This is a genomic window from Rhodococcus sp. IEGM 27, from assembly GCF_033142305.1.
Lineage (GTDB): Bacteria > Actinomycetota > Actinomycetes > Mycobacteriales > Mycobacteriaceae > Rhodococcus_F > Rhodococcus_F oxybenzonivorans.
In genome coordinates this window covers 175,542-192,013 of the sequence record NZ_JAWLSG010000003.1, presented here as the reverse complement: position 1 = coordinate 192,013, position 16,472 = coordinate 175,542, and the positions used below count along the sequence as shown (strand labels likewise).

The 16,472-nt window shown below is 62.2% G+C and carries 16 protein-coding genes; 6 read left to right on the top strand and 10 right to left on the bottom strand.

The genetic code is table 11. From position 1 onward, the window contains the following. Positions 1-104 precede the first annotated feature (104 nt). The 4 genes from R4P95_RS11795 (at position 105) to R4P95_RS11780 (ending at position 4,966) form a co-directional block, all read left to right on the top strand. The gene (locus R4P95_RS11795) at positions 105-1,313 is read left to right on the top strand and encodes an amidohydrolase family protein (RefSeq protein WP_213575695.1); all 1,209 of its coding nucleotides are present in this window, start codon (positions 105-107) and stop codon (positions 1,311-1,313) included. A 149-nt stretch (positions 1,314-1,462) separates the two neighbouring features. Continuing rightward, positions 1,463-2,629 carry an acyl-CoA dehydrogenase family protein gene (locus R4P95_RS11790; RefSeq protein ID WP_317744461.1) on the top strand — a complete coding sequence of 389 codons (1,167 nt, stop codon included), beginning with the start codon at positions 1,463-1,465 and terminating at the stop codon, positions 2,627-2,629. Further along, entirely contained in the window at positions 2,626-3,684 is a 1,059-nt protein-coding gene (locus tag R4P95_RS11785; RefSeq protein WP_317744462.1) for an acyl-CoA dehydrogenase family protein, read from the top strand. The genes R4P95_RS11790 and R4P95_RS11785 overlap by 4 nt, the downstream gene beginning before the upstream one ends. A gap of 133 nt (positions 3,685-3,817) precedes the next feature. Continuing rightward, a complete protein-coding gene (locus tag R4P95_RS11780) occupies positions 3,818-4,966 on the top strand; it encodes an acyl-CoA dehydrogenase family protein (RefSeq protein ID WP_317744463.1) in 1,149 nt (382 codons plus the stop codon). Between the two features lie 84 nt (positions 4,967-5,050). Here the strand turns inward: R4P95_RS11780 and R4P95_RS11775 are convergent, their stop codons facing one another. The 9 genes from R4P95_RS11775 to R4P95_RS11735 form a co-directional block, all read right to left on the bottom strand. Beyond that, complete coding sequence (locus R4P95_RS11775; RefSeq protein WP_213575691.1) at positions 5,051-5,905, bottom strand: acyl-CoA thioesterase; 855 nt, start codon at positions 5,903-5,905, stop codon at positions 5,051-5,053. Between the two features lie 27 nt (positions 5,906-5,932). Next, entirely contained in the window at positions 5,933-6,628 is a 696-nt protein-coding gene (locus R4P95_RS11770; RefSeq protein WP_213575690.1) for an SDR family NAD(P)-dependent oxidoreductase, read from the bottom strand. 41 nt (positions 6,629-6,669) lie between these two features. After that, positions 6,670-7,128 carry a MaoC family dehydratase gene (locus tag R4P95_RS11765; protein WP_213575689.1) on the bottom strand — a complete coding sequence of 153 codons (459 nt, stop codon included), beginning with the start codon at positions 7,126-7,128 and terminating at the stop codon, positions 6,670-6,672. A gap of 79 nt (positions 7,129-7,207) precedes the next feature. Then, complete coding sequence (locus R4P95_RS11760) at positions 7,208-8,713, bottom strand: AMP-binding protein (protein ID WP_317744464.1); 1,506 nt, start codon at positions 8,711-8,713, stop codon at positions 7,208-7,210. Continuing rightward, positions 8,710-9,855 carry a thiolase family protein gene (locus R4P95_RS11755; RefSeq protein ID WP_317744466.1) on the bottom strand — a complete coding sequence of 382 codons (1,146 nt, stop codon included), beginning with the start codon at positions 9,853-9,855 and terminating at the stop codon, positions 8,710-8,712. The genes R4P95_RS11760 and R4P95_RS11755 overlap by 4 nt, the downstream gene beginning before the upstream one ends. Further along, positions 9,855-10,253 carry a Zn-ribbon domain-containing OB-fold protein gene (locus R4P95_RS11750; protein ID WP_249354234.1) on the bottom strand — a complete coding sequence of 133 codons (399 nt, stop codon included), beginning with the start codon at positions 10,251-10,253 and terminating at the stop codon, positions 9,855-9,857. The genes R4P95_RS11755 and R4P95_RS11750 overlap by 1 nt, the downstream gene beginning before the upstream one ends. Before the next feature lie 166 nt (positions 10,254-10,419). After that, positions 10,420-11,592, bottom strand: a complete 1,173-nt coding sequence (locus R4P95_RS11745; protein WP_317744468.1) for a thiolase family protein — start codon at positions 11,590-11,592, stop codon at positions 10,420-10,422. A 51-nt stretch (positions 11,593-11,643) separates the two neighbouring features. Beyond that, positions 11,644-13,263, bottom strand: a complete 1,620-nt coding sequence (locus R4P95_RS11740) for a class I adenylate-forming enzyme family protein (protein ID WP_317744469.1) — start codon at positions 13,261-13,263, stop codon at positions 11,644-11,646. A gap of 165 nt (positions 13,264-13,428) precedes the next feature. Then, a complete protein-coding gene (locus tag R4P95_RS11735) occupies positions 13,429-14,172 on the bottom strand; it encodes a FadR/GntR family transcriptional regulator (protein ID WP_213577516.1) in 744 nt (247 codons plus the stop codon). 441 nt (positions 14,173-14,613) lie between these two features. Between R4P95_RS11735 and R4P95_RS11730 the strand changes: the two genes are divergently transcribed. Both R4P95_RS11730 and R4P95_RS11725 read left to right on the top strand, forming a co-directional pair. Further along, positions 14,614-15,087, top strand: coding sequence for a hypothetical protein (locus tag R4P95_RS11730; protein ID WP_397517685.1), 474 nt, complete (start codon positions 14,614-14,616; stop codon positions 15,085-15,087). 191 nt (positions 15,088-15,278) lie between these two features. Next, on the top strand, positions 15,279-15,479 hold the full coding sequence (locus R4P95_RS11725; RefSeq protein ID WP_317744471.1) for a DUF4177 domain-containing protein: 201 nt from the start codon (positions 15,279-15,281) through the stop codon (positions 15,477-15,479). Between the two features lie 176 nt (positions 15,480-15,655). Here the strand turns inward: R4P95_RS11725 and R4P95_RS11720 are convergent, their stop codons facing one another. After that, on the bottom strand, positions 15,656-16,459 hold the full coding sequence (locus R4P95_RS11720) for a hypothetical protein (protein WP_317744473.1): 804 nt from the start codon (positions 16,457-16,459) through the stop codon (positions 15,656-15,658). Positions 16,460-16,472 lie beyond the last annotated feature (13 nt).

The following is a 16,472-nucleotide window of genomic DNA, read 5'->3' as shown; positions in this document are numbered from 1 at the left end:
ACACAGATATTGTGCGACACCGTCTCAGTTTGATACTCTGACTCATATCGGAGGCCCGGCGTAGCTACGCGAAGCGGCCCCGAATCCCCGACACGGAGGCGAGCATGGCGCTGATCAAGAACTCGGTGGGAACCCTCCCGTACCTGATGGCCGACTTCGATCAACATTCCTACGAGGCACCGGACGCGTTCACACGTTTCATGCCCAAAAACAAGCTTCATACGGCAGTGCGACCGATCGAGGCACCGGGCTACGACCGCAAGGTCCTGCTGGCAAACGACCGAATCGTGACAGCACTCGAGGCCGACCTCGATCAGGCATACGTCCCGGGGTCGCTCGTCGAGATGCTCAAGCAGCGCGCCTCCGGCAATGCCACCGACGCCGAGAGGTTCTACGAGCCGATCCAGGCCGAATACCTCGACAAGGACAAGCGACTGATCCAGCTGCAGGAACAGCAGATCGAAAAGGCCGTCATGTATCCCGGCGGCTGGGGACTGCTGGCCGAGGCGTACCTGGACGGCGTCGATCCCCTGTACGACAACCTCGAGTCCTTCAATCGATGGATCGACGAGGACTGGGGATTCGCATACAAGGACACCATCTACGCTCCGGCGATGCTTTCGCTGCGGGACCTCGACCGAGCATGTGCCGAACTGGACCGCGTTCTGGACAAGGGTGCCAGGTTCATCATGTTGCCGGCAGGGCCGGCCTACGGACGCTCTCCGGGCGACCCCTACTTCGATCCCTTCTGGGCACGAATCAACGAAGCGAAAGCTGTGGTTTCGTACCACATCTCGGAGTTCCACTATCAGGCCAACGTTGCCTCTCACTGGGGATGGAACCTCGTACCGCCGTTCCAGTTTTCTGCTTGGCAATGGCAGAACACCTACGGTGAACGTCCCATCACCGACACGCTGTCGGCACTCATCTTCGACAACCTCTTCGGTCGCTTCCCCAACATCAAGGTCCTCGTCAGCGAATTCGGCGCCGAGTGGATTCCCCACTTCGTCCGGCACATGGACAAGAGTCGCGGCATGGCCCGGAACGGACGATGGCTCGGTGGCCAGCTCACGGAGCGCCCCAGCACCATCTTCAAGAACCACATCCGTGTCGTTCCGTACCCGGAAGACGATACGGTCGGGATGGTCGAGAAGCTCGGGACCGTGGACTGCCTCGTCATGGGATCGGACTGGCCGCACGCCGAAGGACTCCGCGAACCGGCCGACTTCTTCGAACGGGTCGAGGGACTCGGTGACGAGAAGCGCCAGCGCTTCATCCGCCAGAACGGAATGGACCTGATCGCGGGAACGTAGTCCCGAGAGGCATATTCGACGGCGCCTGCCGATAAGGACACTCATCGGCAGGCGCCGGTCCACTCCGCCGACCCGGCCGAACCACACGATTCACTCGCAAGCTAATCCCGCCTGCTCGTGCACGAGCACAGCCGAGAGGTCCTCCGATCATGATCGGGCTAGTTCCAGAAGTAATCCCCCTTCCACCGGAAACTGCAGAGTTGCGCACCGCGGTCCGCAACTTCCTTGCGGCGGATCGTCATCGCTACGGGTGGGAGCCCCGCGTCGATTCATGGATCTCGTCTTGGGATCCGGACTTCAGCCGTCGCCTCGCACAGCAGGGCTGGCTCGGAATGACCATTCCCACCGAACACGGTGGACAGGGCCGAAGTCACCTCGAACGCTTCGTCGTCACCGAAGAACTTCTCGCGCACGGCGCACCGGTTGCGGCGCACTGGGTGTCCGACCGGCAGGTAGGGCCGGCCCTCCTCAAACACGGCTCGGCAACCCAACGAAAACGATATCTTCCTCGGATCGCCTCCGGTGAATGCTATTTTGCGATCGGGATGAGCGAACCCGAAGCGGGCTCCGACCTCGCCTCGGTGCGCACGCGCGGCATTCGCGTCGACGGCGGATGGGAAGTGACCGGCACCAAAGTGTGGACTTCGGGTGCACACCACAGCGAGGCGTTCTTCGTCCTCGCCAGGACCGAGGACCTCGATCCCAAGCACCGGCACGAGGGACTGAGCCAATTCCTCATCACCCTCGACTCTCCGGGCATCGACATCCGCCCCATCAAATTGCTCACCGGTCAACATCACTTCAACGAAGTGGTGCTCGATCGTGTCTTCGTTCCGGACGACATGGTGGTCGGCAACCCCGGAGAAGGATGGAAGCAGGTGGGGTCGGAACTGAGCTTCGAACGCAGCGGTCCCGAACGCATCCTTTCCCCGCAACCACTTCTCGACGCGGTGGGCGCGCAATTGGCAGCCGGTAGCGACGACGTGGACGACCATTCGCTGGTGACCTTCGGCAACCTCGTCGCAGATCTCACGACCCTTCGTCATCTTTCGAGCTCCGTGGCCCGGGCACTGTCGAACGACGAGCCCGCCGACCTCGCCGCGGCACTCGTCAAGGAGATCGGTACGAGTTTCGAGCAACGCGTCGTCAGCGACTGTGCAGAGTTGGCCGCACACGCTCACACCGATCTCGAATCGTCCGACACGCTCGGCCGACTGATTGCCGAGGCCCTTTTGCATGCACCAGGTTTCACACTCCGAGGTGGAACGAGCGAAGTGTTGCGCGGAGTCATCGCGCGCGGATTGGGATTGAGATGACCTCGACTGTTCACGGTTCGACCACGGCAGAACTGGATGCATTGCGCGAACTCACCGACGACCTGTTCGGTTCGATCACGCGTCCCCACTTGCACAGTCCGCAGACGACCCTGCCCTATTCTTCCGAAGCCTGGGACCTCCTGGGCGAATCGGGACTGACCCTCCTCACGACACCCGAAAGCGCCGGCGGCAGCGGCGGCGGGATTACCGAAGCCGCTCTCATGCTGGATCGCACTGGCTACCACGCACTCCCCGCGCCCCTGTTCGAAACCGATCTTCTTGCGTCGTGGCTGCTCGGACTACACGGAACCGACGCATCTTCGGCTCCGATGACTGCCGTCCAGGTCGACTGGTCGCCCGGTGACCTTCGAGCAGGGAAGATCGTTCTCAATCGTGTTCCCTGGGGACAGATCGCGAGCGACATACTCGTTGCAGGTGACCGCTTCGTCGGCCGCATCCGCACAGCTGACGCCAAGATCGAACCTGTAGGCGATCTCGTCGGAGAACACTATGCCGATGCGTCCGTTTCGGTCGAAACTCTGGAAGTGGTTCCCACGTCGACGGACACGCGTAGCGAGTACCTGACCCGAGGCGCATGGGCACGGTCGGAACAGATCTGCGGCGCCCTGGAACGCATTCTCGATCTGGGGATCGCCCACGTGACCGAACGCCATCAGTTCGGTCGGCCGATCGGGAAATTCCAAGCAGTCCAGGAGTTGATCTCCCGGTCTGCCGGGCTCGTCACCACCGCAAAGGCCGCGACCGCCCATGCCGCCGCAGTGGTCGCCCAGGAAGGCTTCGACGCCGACGGTTCACGCATCGCGGTATCGATAGCGAAGATTCAAGCCGGCCGGGCAGCGACTGTCGTCAGCCGTGATATCCACCAGGCACATGGAGCCATCGGTTTCACATTGGACCACCAACTCAGGCACTTCACCACGCGTGCACTTGCGTGGAACCGCGATTTCGGAACGCCGACTCAATGGTCGAAAGAACTGGGCCGCAGAGCGCTCGGCTCGGGGATGTCGGTCTGGGAGTTCGCCGTCGCTCACTGAAGGGCGACCATCACTGAACGGCGAGGTCACCGGGATCGAACCATACCTTTCGGAATCAACTAAATAGTCAGTATATTTAACTCATTGGCGTCATGAAGGCGCCGCCCTCCTAGTCCTGACGGAGTGACAGCAAATGCGACGCAAAATCTTCGAACCCGAGCACGACGATTTCCGGGCCACAGCGCGATCGTTCTTCGAAACAGCGTGTGTCCCCCATTCCGAGGAATGGGAGGAACGCGGCTACGTCGATCGTGACGTATGGATCGAGGCCGGAAAGCTCGGACTCATCGGCTGGGAGATGCCGGAAGAGTACGGCGGCGCCGACATCAAGGACTTCCGCTTCAACGCCATCCTCAATGAGGAATACCACGCCACCGGCGCGGTCGGCATCGGCCTCGGCGTGCAGAACGACATCCTGTCCGGCTACTTCCGCGATCTCACCACCGACGAACAGAAGAAGCGCTGGCTTCCCAAGTACGTCAGCGGCGAATACATCACCGCTATCGCCATGTCCGAGCCCGGCGCCGGATCCGACCTCGCCAACGTGAAGACGTCGGCTCGGCGCGACCGTGACCACTACGTGGTCAACGGCGCCAAGACCTTCATCTCCAACGGCCTGCTCGCCGACCTCGTCGTCGTCGTATGCCGGACCGATCCCGACGCCGAGAAGCCGCACAAGGGCATCAGCCTGCTGGTAGTGGAGACCGGCATGGACGGGTTCACCCGCGGCCGCAAGCTCGACAAGATCGGCCAGAAATCCGCCGACACTGCCGAACTGTTCTTCGACAACGTCCGAGTGCCGGTCGAGAACCTCCTCGGCGAGGAGAACCGCGGCTTCTACCACCTCATGGGCAACCTGCCGGCCGAGCGGCTCGGCATTGCCATCCATGCGGTCGCCCAGGCACGCCGCGCCGTCGACCTGACGACCGCGTATGCCCACGAGCGGAAGGCCTTCGGCCAGGAAATCGGCAAGTTCCAGGTCAATCGTCACGCCATCGCGCAGATGCGGGTGGAAGTCGATGTCATGCAGACCTATGTGGACCAGTGCATCCTGGGCGTCAATTCCGGCGAGCTCACGGCAGAGGAAGCCGCCGGCGCCAAGTGGTGGGCGACGGAAACCCAGTGGAAGATCGTCGACCGATGCCTTCAGCTGCACGGTGGCTACGGCTACATGAACGAGTACGAGATCGCTCGACTCTGGCGCGACGCCCGCGTTCAGCGCATCTACGGCGGCACGAACGAGATCATGCTCGACCTCGTCGGACGTAGCCTGGGCTTCTGACAGAGACGCGGCTGCGGCCGCACACCGAAAGGGGCGGTCCTACATCGAGTAGGACCGCCCCTTTTCGCGCGAGAACACCGATCGTCAGACGGGTCTGATCAGTCCCTCCTGCACGACGCTCGCAACATGGACACCATCGGAATCGAAGAACTCACCACGACAGAAGCCCAATCCGCCGTGCGCGGACGGCGACATGCGGTCGTAGAGCAGCCATTCGTCGACTCGGAAATCACGATGAAACCAGACGCAGTGGTCGAGAGATGCCGAATGAACACCCGGATGGGACGACGGTACGCCGTGGGGCCGAAACGACTCCGGAAGGATCAACAGGTCCGAGATACAGGCGAGCAGTGCCCGGTGCATATAGGCCTCACCGCCGGCTACTTTGTTCGCCCGCATCCACGTCAGGCCACGCGACCCGATCCCGGTCGAAGTCGGGATCGCCGGCACATCCGTGTCCGGCACGATCCGAATATCGAGCGGCCCCCATTCCAGATAGAACTCCGGCCACAGCCCGGGTTCCGCATGGTACAAATCGACGACCGACGGGACCGTATCGGGTGCCGGGGCCGAGGGGGCAGGCATCTGATGGTCGAAACCGTTCTCGGCGCGATGAAACGATGCGCGTGCCGTGAAGATGAGTTTGTCGCTCTGATACGCGTCGATCGACCTGCTCGCGAAGGACGCGCCGTCTCGGGTCCGAGTGACGACGAATCTGATGACCTGCCCCGCACGTCCCGGCCTGAGGAATTGGGACTGAACCGAGTGCATGGACCAGTCCAGAGGGACGGTACGTGCACTAGCAGCGACGGCGAGGCCGACCACCTGACCTCCGAAGACCCGCGGTAGCGGGTAATCGGCAGGAAGGGATTCGAATATCAGTTCGTCGACCTGGTCGAGTTTCAGCAGAGCGGTCAGGTCGGTCAATCCGGCGGTCATGCGCCGTTCCTCTCGTGATGAAGCAACTCAGCCCACACCTGGTACCGGGACCTGTGCACCCGTCACTGCCGACGCTGCATCCGATACCAGGAAGGCTACGGTCGAAGCGATCTGCGCCGGGGAGACCCACCCATCCCTACTAGAATCCGGTTGTGTCGAGCGGTTACCCGGAGTGTCTATTACGGAGGGCAGTATCGTGTTGGCCCGGATCCCGTCTCGCGAGTACTCTGCCGCGACTGCACCGAGGAATGCGCAGACAGCGGCCTTCGAGGTGATGTAACCCGAGGCGCCGCTGAAGGGGGCGAACGCCGCCTTCGCCGAAACACCGACGATCGAACCGCCGCCGGCTCGGACCAATGCGGGCAGAGCGTGTTGTGTGAGGAGATAGAGAGGATGCAGGTTCAGACGCAGCAACCGGTCGAATTCGCTGATCGGTGTGTCTGCAACCCGCTCTCCCATCGCGAAGCCGCCGACGAGGTTGACCGCCGCCCCGAGCGGACGGTCGTCATGTCGGGCCGCTTCGGCCACCACGGCGCGTACCTGCTCCTCGTCGAACAGGTCGGCCTCGATCAACGTGAGGCGGTCCGACTGCGGAAGCCGGCTCAGTTCTTCCTCGACGACCCACGGTACGACGACGTGCCATCCTCCGGTGAGGAGTTCACCGACGACCGCGGTGCCCAGCCCACCGGTTCCACCGGAGACGATGATTGTCCGCTCAGACATACAATTGCCTTTCTGCAAGGGCCGCTGAAATGCATTTTCTTCTAGAACGCAACCCGGCTCACCGTTTCCGCTACCAATGCCGGCTTCTCCTGCCCTTCGATTTCCATCGACTGGCCGACGATCATCTGCACAGATCCGTTCGGCAGGGATTCCGCCGATACCAACGTCGAGTGCAGACGCACGCGAGACCCGACAGGAACGGGGTTGACGAACCGGACCTTGTTGGAACCGTAGTTGATTCCCATCTTCGAGCCTTCGATCCGGTAGATCTGCCACCCCAGCATCGGGAGCAGCGACAGAGTCAGATACCCGTGAGCGATCGGCTTCCCGTATGGGCTCTCGGAAGTCGCGCGCTCGACATCGACATGGATCCACTGATGATCCCCCGTCGCTTCTGCGAAGGTGTCGATCCGCTCCTGAGTGATGTCCACCCAGTCCGAGACACCCAGCTTCTCACCCGCTGCACCGACTATCTCGTCGGTCGAGCTGAAAACACGCATGTGCTTCTCCAATCATTCTTCCGGCAGCAAGCGCAGGAACTGTTCGACAACGTCGTGCAGATGCTTGTCCTTCGAACCGTCACCGAGGCAACAGTTCGTGTTTCCGCAGCTTCCCAGTGGGTGTGCGCGGCAGTTCTTCGACGAATCGGAATTCGCGCGGAATCTTGAATTTCGCCAGGGAGTCACTGCAGAACTCAGTCAGCGCAAGCGGCAGTGACTCGACCGGAACCGTCGAGTCCGGGCGCAGTTGCACGAATGCCACCACGCGATGACCCATCTCCTCGTCCGGAAGCCCGACCACAGCAATGTCCAGCACATCCGGATGAAGAATCAGCGCGTCCTCGATCTCCCTCGGATAGACGTTGACCCCACCCGAGATGATGAGATCGGCCCGTCGATCTGCCAGAAAGAGGTAGCCGTCCTCGTCCATCCAGCCCAGATCGCCGACGGTTGCACGCCCCTCCGCGTCGTGCGCTTCTGCCGTCTTGGCAGCGTCACTGTGATAACGGAAATTACCACCGCCCGAGAACCAGATTGTTCCCACCACACCGGTGTTCACCGGCCGATGGTCGTCGTCCAAGATCTCGATCTTCCCTATCAACGGCCGCCCCACCGATCCCGGCTTGCGCAGCCAGTCTTCGGAGAAGATGCTGGTGGCCCCTACACCCTCGGTGGAGGAGTAGAACTCGAAGAGGATCGGTCCCCACCAGTGGATCATCTGCCGCTTCACCTCGATCGGGCAGGCCGCGGCCGCATGAACGGCGACGCGATGACTCGTCAGATCGAAGCGATTACGAACTTCCGGATCGAGTTTGAGCATGCGCACGAACATGGTCGGCACCCACTGACTGTGGGTGACGCGATGTCTCTCGATCAGTTCGAGGGCAAGGGGTGCATCGAACCTTTCCATGACGACGGCCGTGGCACCCTGGCGGAGGGCTCCCATCGTCCATGCAAGAGGCGCCGCGTGGTAGAGCGGAGCGGGTGTCAGGAAGACGTCTCCCGGCACCAGACCGAGCAGTCTCGACAACCACTTGCCCGGGATGTCCGGGTAGCTTCCGAATTCTCCTCCGGTCAGGGGCCGTTCGATGCCTCTGGGCCGCCCTGTCGTACCTGAGGAGTACAGGAGGAAGTCACCCTCGGCCTGGTCCACCACAGGATCGACCAGGTACGGCGAAAGGTCGAGAAGATGCCACCCTTCCGTCTCCACCCGGTCGACGGAGAATCTTCGGATCTCGCGCTCCGTGACAGCGAGGTGGCATCGTGAGGAGGACACCACCAGGGAGGCTCCACAGTCGTCGACGATGTAGTCGATCTCCGCCGGTGTCAGATGGGTGTTGACAGCCGCGTAGTACAGGCCGCATCGCTGCGCTGCGAAAGCAAGGACGAGCAGCTCGATCCGGTTCTCCAGGAGAAGGGCGACCGTGTCACCGATCCGGAGGCCCTGCTCGCGAAAGAAGTGTGCTGCGCGGTTCGAGCGTTCCTCGAGTTCCGCGAACGTGACGGTCTCGCCGGTCGGCTCGACGACGAGCGCGGTGCGATGCGCCCAGTCCCGGGAGAAAACGGCGTCGGTCACTTCGCTCACCTGACCAGGATGCTGACCGCGCCCGTGCCGGGTGATCCGTACAGGTGGGTGTATCCCACCGAGGGCACCTTTTCGATCTGACGAGTGCCGGCTTCGCCCCGCATCTGGAGAACCACTTCGTGGATCTGCCTGAGCCCCGACGCGCCGATCGGCTCTCCGTTCGCGATGAGTCCACCATCGGTGTTGACCGGCAGAGCGCCGGTGATCTCGGTGTACCCCTCGGCAATCAGCTTCTCCTGGTCACCGTCTGCGCAGAATCCGTTCTCGGCCATGTGCATGATCTCCGAACCTGCGTCCGTGTCCTGCAGTTGGGCTACACCGACGTCGGCCGGTTCGACACCGGCGATCTCGAAAGCAGCACGGGAGGCGTCGACGGTCGGGCTGGGTGCCCCGGTCAGCGGGAGGGAGGGGCTCTGCATCTCGAAGGCGCCTTCGCGGCGCGTACGTAGAACCGAGGCCTTCAGTTGAATCGGCACGGACCGGTACTGCTTCGCCTTGTCGGCACGGCACAGCACCACTGCTGCAGCTCCCTCGTCGGGTGCGCAATACATGTACTGGGTCAGAGGGAAGTTCAGGTAGGGAGCCTCGAGAATCTCCTCCTCGGACATAGGCTTTCGTCGCCACGCACGTTCGTTGCGTGCACCGTTCCGGAGATTCTTCGCTGCGACGCGCGCAAGGCTTCGGGAAGTGATCCCGTAGTCGTGCATGTAGCGGTTGATCTTCATTCCGAAGAAGTGCGTGGTCAGGAACAGGCCCGTTTCCGCGTACCAACCGGGAAGCCCGATCACCGACGGGTCGGCCGCGAAGGCGCCCTTGGGATGCTTGTCGAATCCCACTGCGACCGCAATATCCGCCTCGCCGTGCTCGATGGCCCTGGCGGCCATCGACAGTGACGTATTGGCAGTGGCACATCCATTGAACACGCCGTAGACCGGGATGCCTGTGAGGCCGACCTTTCCGATCACGGAATCGGGATTGGAAACCTCCAAGCTGCCGGCAAACCCCATCTGTACATCGGACCACCCGATTCCGGCGTCGGCGAGCGCCGTCTGCAAAGCCTCCGCGCCCATATCGAGCGCCGACTTTCCGGGAAATCGGCCGAATGGATGCATGCCCACGCCGATGATCGACACGTCTACCATTACTGTCCCCTGTCCGACTCGTCGGCCTTGATCGGTTCGAATGCGAAGGTCTCTCCCCCGGCGAAGGGGATGGTGACCACCTTCATGCGGCCGCCTATCGGGAGCTCGCTCGGATCGCAGGACGTCAGCCGTCCTTCCACGAGCAGCCCCTCCGGGAACTCGACGTACCCGACGCCGTACGAACGGAACTCTCCGTCTTTCAGGGCCGGTGGGGAGGGGGGAGGGAATTCCTGGCTCGTCCAGGTGTAGAGCGTCCCTTCGGAGCTCAGTTCGATCACCGAACGATCCGGTTCCGCCGGAAAGACGAGATATTGCGAGGTCGACGAAGTCGACGCCAACAGATGAACATTTTCGCCGTCAACCCGGAAGAGGTCGGGGGGCGACACGAACTCGGCCATGACGAAAGAGTAACACATTTATACTTATTGTATGGATTAAATTGGACCGGCAGCGCTCATGTGTCGACCACGGACGAAACGGCCCGGCATCCCTCTCGGGAGACCGGGCCGCCGAGGCGAATTCACCACTCCATACGCCATCGAAACCTTCGGAATCTACCGGCAGTTACTGAAGATTCTCGTAGATGGTGGCGTTCGCAGTGCCCCCGCCTTCACACATCGTCTGCAGACCGAATCGACCACCGGTACGGCGAAGGTGGCTGAGGAGGGTGACCGCGAGACGAGCACCGGATCCACCGAGCGGATGGCCCAGCGCAATTGCGCCGCCGGCGGGATTGAGTGCTTCGTCGGAAGCACCCGTCTCCGCCTGCCACGCGAGCGGGACGGACGCGAAGGCCTCGTTGACCTCGAAAGCGTCGATGTCTCCGATCGACAGCCCTGCTCGCTTCAGCGCCAGATGCGTCGCGGGGATCGGACCGGTGAGCATCTTGACCGGATCATCACCGGTGACCACGGCAGTGTGGACACGCGCGATGGGCTTCAGCCCCAGCGCGGCAGCCTTCTCCGAGGTCATGATGAGGACCGCGGCAGCACCGTCGGAGATCTGCGAAGCGTTTCCTGCTGTGATGCAACCATTTTCGAGGAACGGGGTCTTCAGAGTGGACAGCTTCTCCACCGTCGAGCCACGACGGATTCCGTCATCCGAGGACACGTCGCCGTGGGGCGTTCGAATCGCGATGATCTCGTCGTCGAAATAGCCGTTGTCCTGCGCGTATGCTGCTCGCTCGTGCGAGCGCACCGAGTACTCGTCGAGCTGGGTGCGTGAAAGGTTCCACTCTCGGGCGATGAGTTCGGCACCCGCACCTTGGTTGAATCGGCCACCGAATCCGGGGGCGGTCAAGGCATCGGCATACCTCTCGACTGCCGGACCACCCATCTCACCGGTTCCTTCGACCGTGGCAGCACCCATCGGTACCTGCGACATCATCTCCACACCTCCGGCGACGATGATGTCGGCATGGCCGGCTATCACCGTGGCTGCTGCAGTGGAGATCGCCTGTTGGGACGAACCGCACTGCCGGTCCACCGTGAAGCCGGGAACGCTCTCGGGCCAGCCCGCCGCCAAGACCGCCATGCGTCCGATGTTTCCGGATTGCTGTCCGATGCTGATCACGTTCCCCCAGTGAACATCATCGATGATGGAAGGGTCGAGGCCGGCCCGCTCGACGAGTCCGTTGAGTACCTGGGCCGACGCATCGACCGCATGCACCTTTGAGAGCGCACCCCCGCGCTTGCCGATCGGTGTACGAGCGAGTGCCACGATGACTGCGTCCCGCATTGTTTCTCCTCAATGTCTACGATCGGGCTCCGACCCAACCTTTCCGTATAATCAGTTAACTATATCTGGCACGGATGGCGTTCCGTCAACCATGCGAGGTGCAAGTCGGTCGGCCAGCGCCGCCTTCCGCACCTTGCCGGTCGACGTCCGAGGGAAGTCGTCGACGAGAAACCACTCGGTGGGGCGCTTCTTACGGGGAAGTCGCTCCGCAATGAACCTGTCGAGGTCGACGAGATCGAGAGTCCCTGCCGAGCCGCACATCACGGCTACCGCAAGCCGCTCCCCCAATCGAAGATCCGGAATCCCGAATGCCGCAGCCTCGTGCACTCCGGGATATTCCAGTACAACCGACTCGATCTCGGCCGGATAGAGATTCTCCCCACCACGGATCACGAGGTCGCGGGCCCTGGAATGGAACCTGACGATCCCGTCGCTCATGGAGCAGAGATCACCGGTTCGCATCCATCCGTTCTCATCCGCTACTCGCGTGATTCTCCCGTCCTCAGCGAGATATCCGGACATGATCAACGGACCACGCACACAAAGCTCCCCGACCCGACCCTCCCGAGCAACAGCGCCGTCGACGGCGATGCAGTAGTCCCTACCCGGCAACGGCCGGCCAATCGTGCGGGTGCGCAGCAACGCAGGATCATCGACTCCACTGACCGTCAGACACGGCGCTTCGCTCTGGCCGTAACCGACCAGGAAACGAATACCGAGTTCGGCCTCCACCCGGTCGATCAGCACTGGGTCCACGCTGGTCGCACCCCCGACGATCGAAGATACCGAGGCGAAATCCGTCGGTTGCACCGCGCCGCGATTCAGGAGATCGATGAGCATCGTCGGAACGAGCCCGACAACACTCGGTGCGGTCGTCCGTACAACTTCGGCGATGCCCCCGGCGTCGAAGCGATCCACGGCCACATATGCGCCGTCGATAGCGAGGGTTCCGAGAAGACCGGCGACCGACCCCCCGACATGCTCGAGAGGCAACGGGTTGAACATCGCATCGCCGTCGGATGCGCCCGTGGCATGTGCGTAGCCTGCGGCCGCTCCGAGCACCGCTCGATGCGAGAGCACAGCCACTTTCGGCGTCCCCGTGGTTCCCGATGTGAATTGATAGAGAAACGGATCGTCGGGGTTCGGCCCGTTCACATCCGGCCGGTAGGCCACCGCGCCCAGGTCCGACAGGCCACCGATCGGCACCACGCGCACGTTCCCCACGTCCGCCGTGCGAACTCCAGCGTCGTCGGTTGCCAGGACCAGATCGACACCGACTGCGCCGCAGTACCGAGCCAAGCTGTCTGCACCCTCGTCCGGCAACGGGACCACGCCGTACCCGGCGCACGCTGCACCGTAGAAAGCCTGAATCCATTGCCGACGATCACGTCCGAGAATTCCTACCCTCGCATTCGAGGGAAGCATGTGCTGAAGGTGACCGCCGATTGCCGACGCTCGCCGATGAAGATCACCCCAGCCGACTGCACGGACCTCCATGTTGTCGATCCATACGATGGCACTCCTGGCCGGGTGACGTCGAGCAGCAAGCGCCACCCGCTCGCCGACAGTGATGTCGTCTGCATCCGCCCAGGGCACAGAGACGCTGAGCAGGGCGTACGACCACCCAGGCCTCGCGTCCTCATTGAGGGCCGGCAGCTGAGAACCATGCATTGTGCACCACATCGCTCCAATAATGGGCGCGACGCCGAGTCGTTGCGCCTGAAAAGCTTAATGATACAGCTATATAGTCGGGTTGGCCTCGGCGTCCCATCCCCGATAAACTACAGCGGACGCAAGGCTCGTCGCCTTGCGTCCGCTGTAAACGAGCTGGAGCTGTCAGGAAAGTACCTCGACCAGTGTCGGTGCAGAATCATCCAGCATGTGCGCTTCCACCTTGCGTAGATGTCGACGCCAATGCTCGACAGCGCCCTCCTGGTCTCCTGCAGACAGTAGCTTCAGCAACCTGCGATACGAACGCAGCGCGACCTCGTCGATGGCGCGTTCGCGATCAGCCCCTCTGATCGAGATGAAGAGCGTATTGTGGGCGTCCAGAATTCGAAGCAACATACCCATCATGATCGACATCGTTTGCGAGCAGGCCAGGTCCACGATTGCCTGATGAACACGGGTATCGATCTTGGCAAATGCAACTGGGTCGCCGATCGCCTCAGCGGCTTCTGCGACGAGATCACAGAGTTCCGTCAGATCGGCATCCGCCGAGGCGCGTAAGGCGGCGACCTCGATCTCCGCCCGGGCACGATAGACGTCTGCGAGCGCTACACCTTTGTATTGCAGCAGCAGTCCCATATGACGCGCCGCTACCGATTCGTCCGGTGCAAGAACGCGCGCCCCGCCGTGTGCGCCCCGAAGTACGACGATGATCGATTCCGACTCCAGGATGCGGAACGCCTCACGCATCGTCGGCCGCGACACGCCGTAGCGCTCCATCAGGGCCGTTTCACCCGGGAGAGGATCGCCCGGCTTCAGCTCGCCTGTAACGATCTGCCGCCGCAGCTGAGCTGCAACGAGTTCTCCCGCTTTCGGAACGCGTACCAGCGATGATTCCGTGCCAACCGACATAGCGCCCTCTCGCGAACCCGTTAAAATCAATCTAATCCTATAACTATAGGGCACGGCGCGAAGCAGCGTCGCGTCGACCGGTCGGGATGCTCACTCATGGTTACGCCGAACTGCTCATTGACGATGTTTCGGGAATTGAGTGAGTGGTGATCATAAGGAAGTCCGGTGTGGTCGAGGAAGCTGTGACATAGGTCGTAGCTCGAGCCGATCCGAGTAAGCCCTGGACTCGGTCCCCGGTCGAGGCTCTCCACCCGCACACTCGACGCCACGTACAGCCGTGGTTTGGTGCCGTCGCCGACTTCACCGGCCCGGGCAATCCCCACCCAGGCACGACAACATCCCGGGTTCATTCGAACCGCAATCCTAATTTCGCCGCGAACACACCACACGGCGGCAGATAATTGTGGTACCGGTAAAACCGAAGCTCGGGAAGGGCCAGCCATGTCCGATCGTAGCTCGAGAGTGAATCCAGCGAGTTCCGAGTATCCCTCCGGTAAACAAGCTTTCGCGGCCGGAACCTCAATGGGGGCCGCCGTCATCATGGTCACCGTCGGCATCATCCAGTTCTTCCAAGGCATCGCGGCGGTCGCCGAAGACGAAGTATTCGTCGGCGGAATAAATTACGTCTACAAGTTCGACCTCACCACCTGGGGCTGGATCCACATCATCCTCGGCGTCCTCGTCGCGATCGTCGGCCTCGCCCTCTTCACGGGCGCCGGGTGGGCCCGAGTGTCGGCCATCGTCGTCGCGGCCATCTCGATAGTGGCGAACTTCCTCTGGCTGCCCTATTACCCGGGTTGGTCACTGCTGATCATCGCCCTCGACGTCATCGTCATCTGGGCTGTTTCGACGTGGAATCCGGAACCAAATGTCAGAAACGCGAACCTTCGCGGTACCGGCACTCCCGCTCGGTAACTCGGCCGGGGATCACGGTCGACGCAACACCAATCGCACTGCCATTTCCTTCATCGTGCAGAACTCGAAAAGTCCCGACTCCAGAGGAACGGGTGACGACCCAGGAAGCACCTCATCTCGACGTTCACCCGTTCTGGTGAACATCCGCAACTATCCCCGAGAACACAGTGAAACGAACGGGAGCGACAACAATGACATACACCTACAAGGTCGTCGAGGTCCGCGAGAAAATGATCGGCGGCAAAATGTCCGGCGGCAAACTCGAAAACCTACTCAACCAGTACGCCCAGCAAGGATGGCGTCTCAAAGCGATAACCTCGTCCGATGTCAAGGGCAGAATCGGCCCTGGCAGCGTGGAGGGGCTGCTGATCACCTTCGAACGCGAAAGCTGAGCAGGTCCGGACACGAACAGCCGACGTGTTCTTCGCGCCGAAACATCACTTTCGCCGTGAGGCGGGGACCAGGCGAGGCCCCGGGAGCGGGGCACCGGTGTCGGCGAGCATCACCGACGCCAACTGGACGGTGACCCGGTGGGTCAGGCCACGACAGGGCACGGCAACGTGTCCGGTTACGCATTCACCGGCAGCGCGAGCACGATCTCCTGTTCGTTCGCGGGAAGGTAGTGGACGTCGAGTACCCGTCCGACCTGCACGTGCGCGACGCTGCGTGAGGGCAGGAACTTCTCGACGCGGGTGGTGAATGTCGATCCGTCGGGTCGGCTGACAACCAGGCCGAGGTGCACCTTGGGATGCCCGTTGCGAATTTCCCCCGGAACGCTGAGCGACTGCACCACCGCCTGGGCCGCGACTCCCCGCGCGGCGATGTCGAGCTTGTCCACAGAGGTGATGCCTTGCCGGATCATGGTGTGATTCCACGCTTCGGTGACCGCGGCGGTGTCGCCGGAGCGATCGATCTCGACCTTGTCCGTGCGCCCCGGCACGTACCGCACGGGTAGCACGACACCGGGCCGGAGCAGCGCCAGTTCGGTGAGCGGCACAATCATTTTCGCGTGCGACTCGAATGTTTTTCCGTCGGCGTCCTCGACACCGAGATCGATTCGGACCTCCGGCTGATCGTTGAGGGTCATCCCGGTCTGCCGTACTGCGCGCACGGTACCGATCCCGACCGACCCGTTGCGGAACGCTGCGCTGTTCGTCCCGGCCAGTGCCGCCATCACGCTGTCGCCGGTGAAGGCGAAAACCATGATGAGGAGGGTCGTGGCGAGGATCGGCCAGATCATCTGCGGCCCGACCCAGGCGAGACCTTCGATCCCGTAGTCCGTTGCCCCCCGGTTACCGAGGCCGTACCAAAGGTAGTAGCCGACGGACCCGACGAAGAACGTGAGTGCTGTGATGCGCAGGATCTTGTTCATGATGTTTCCTTCC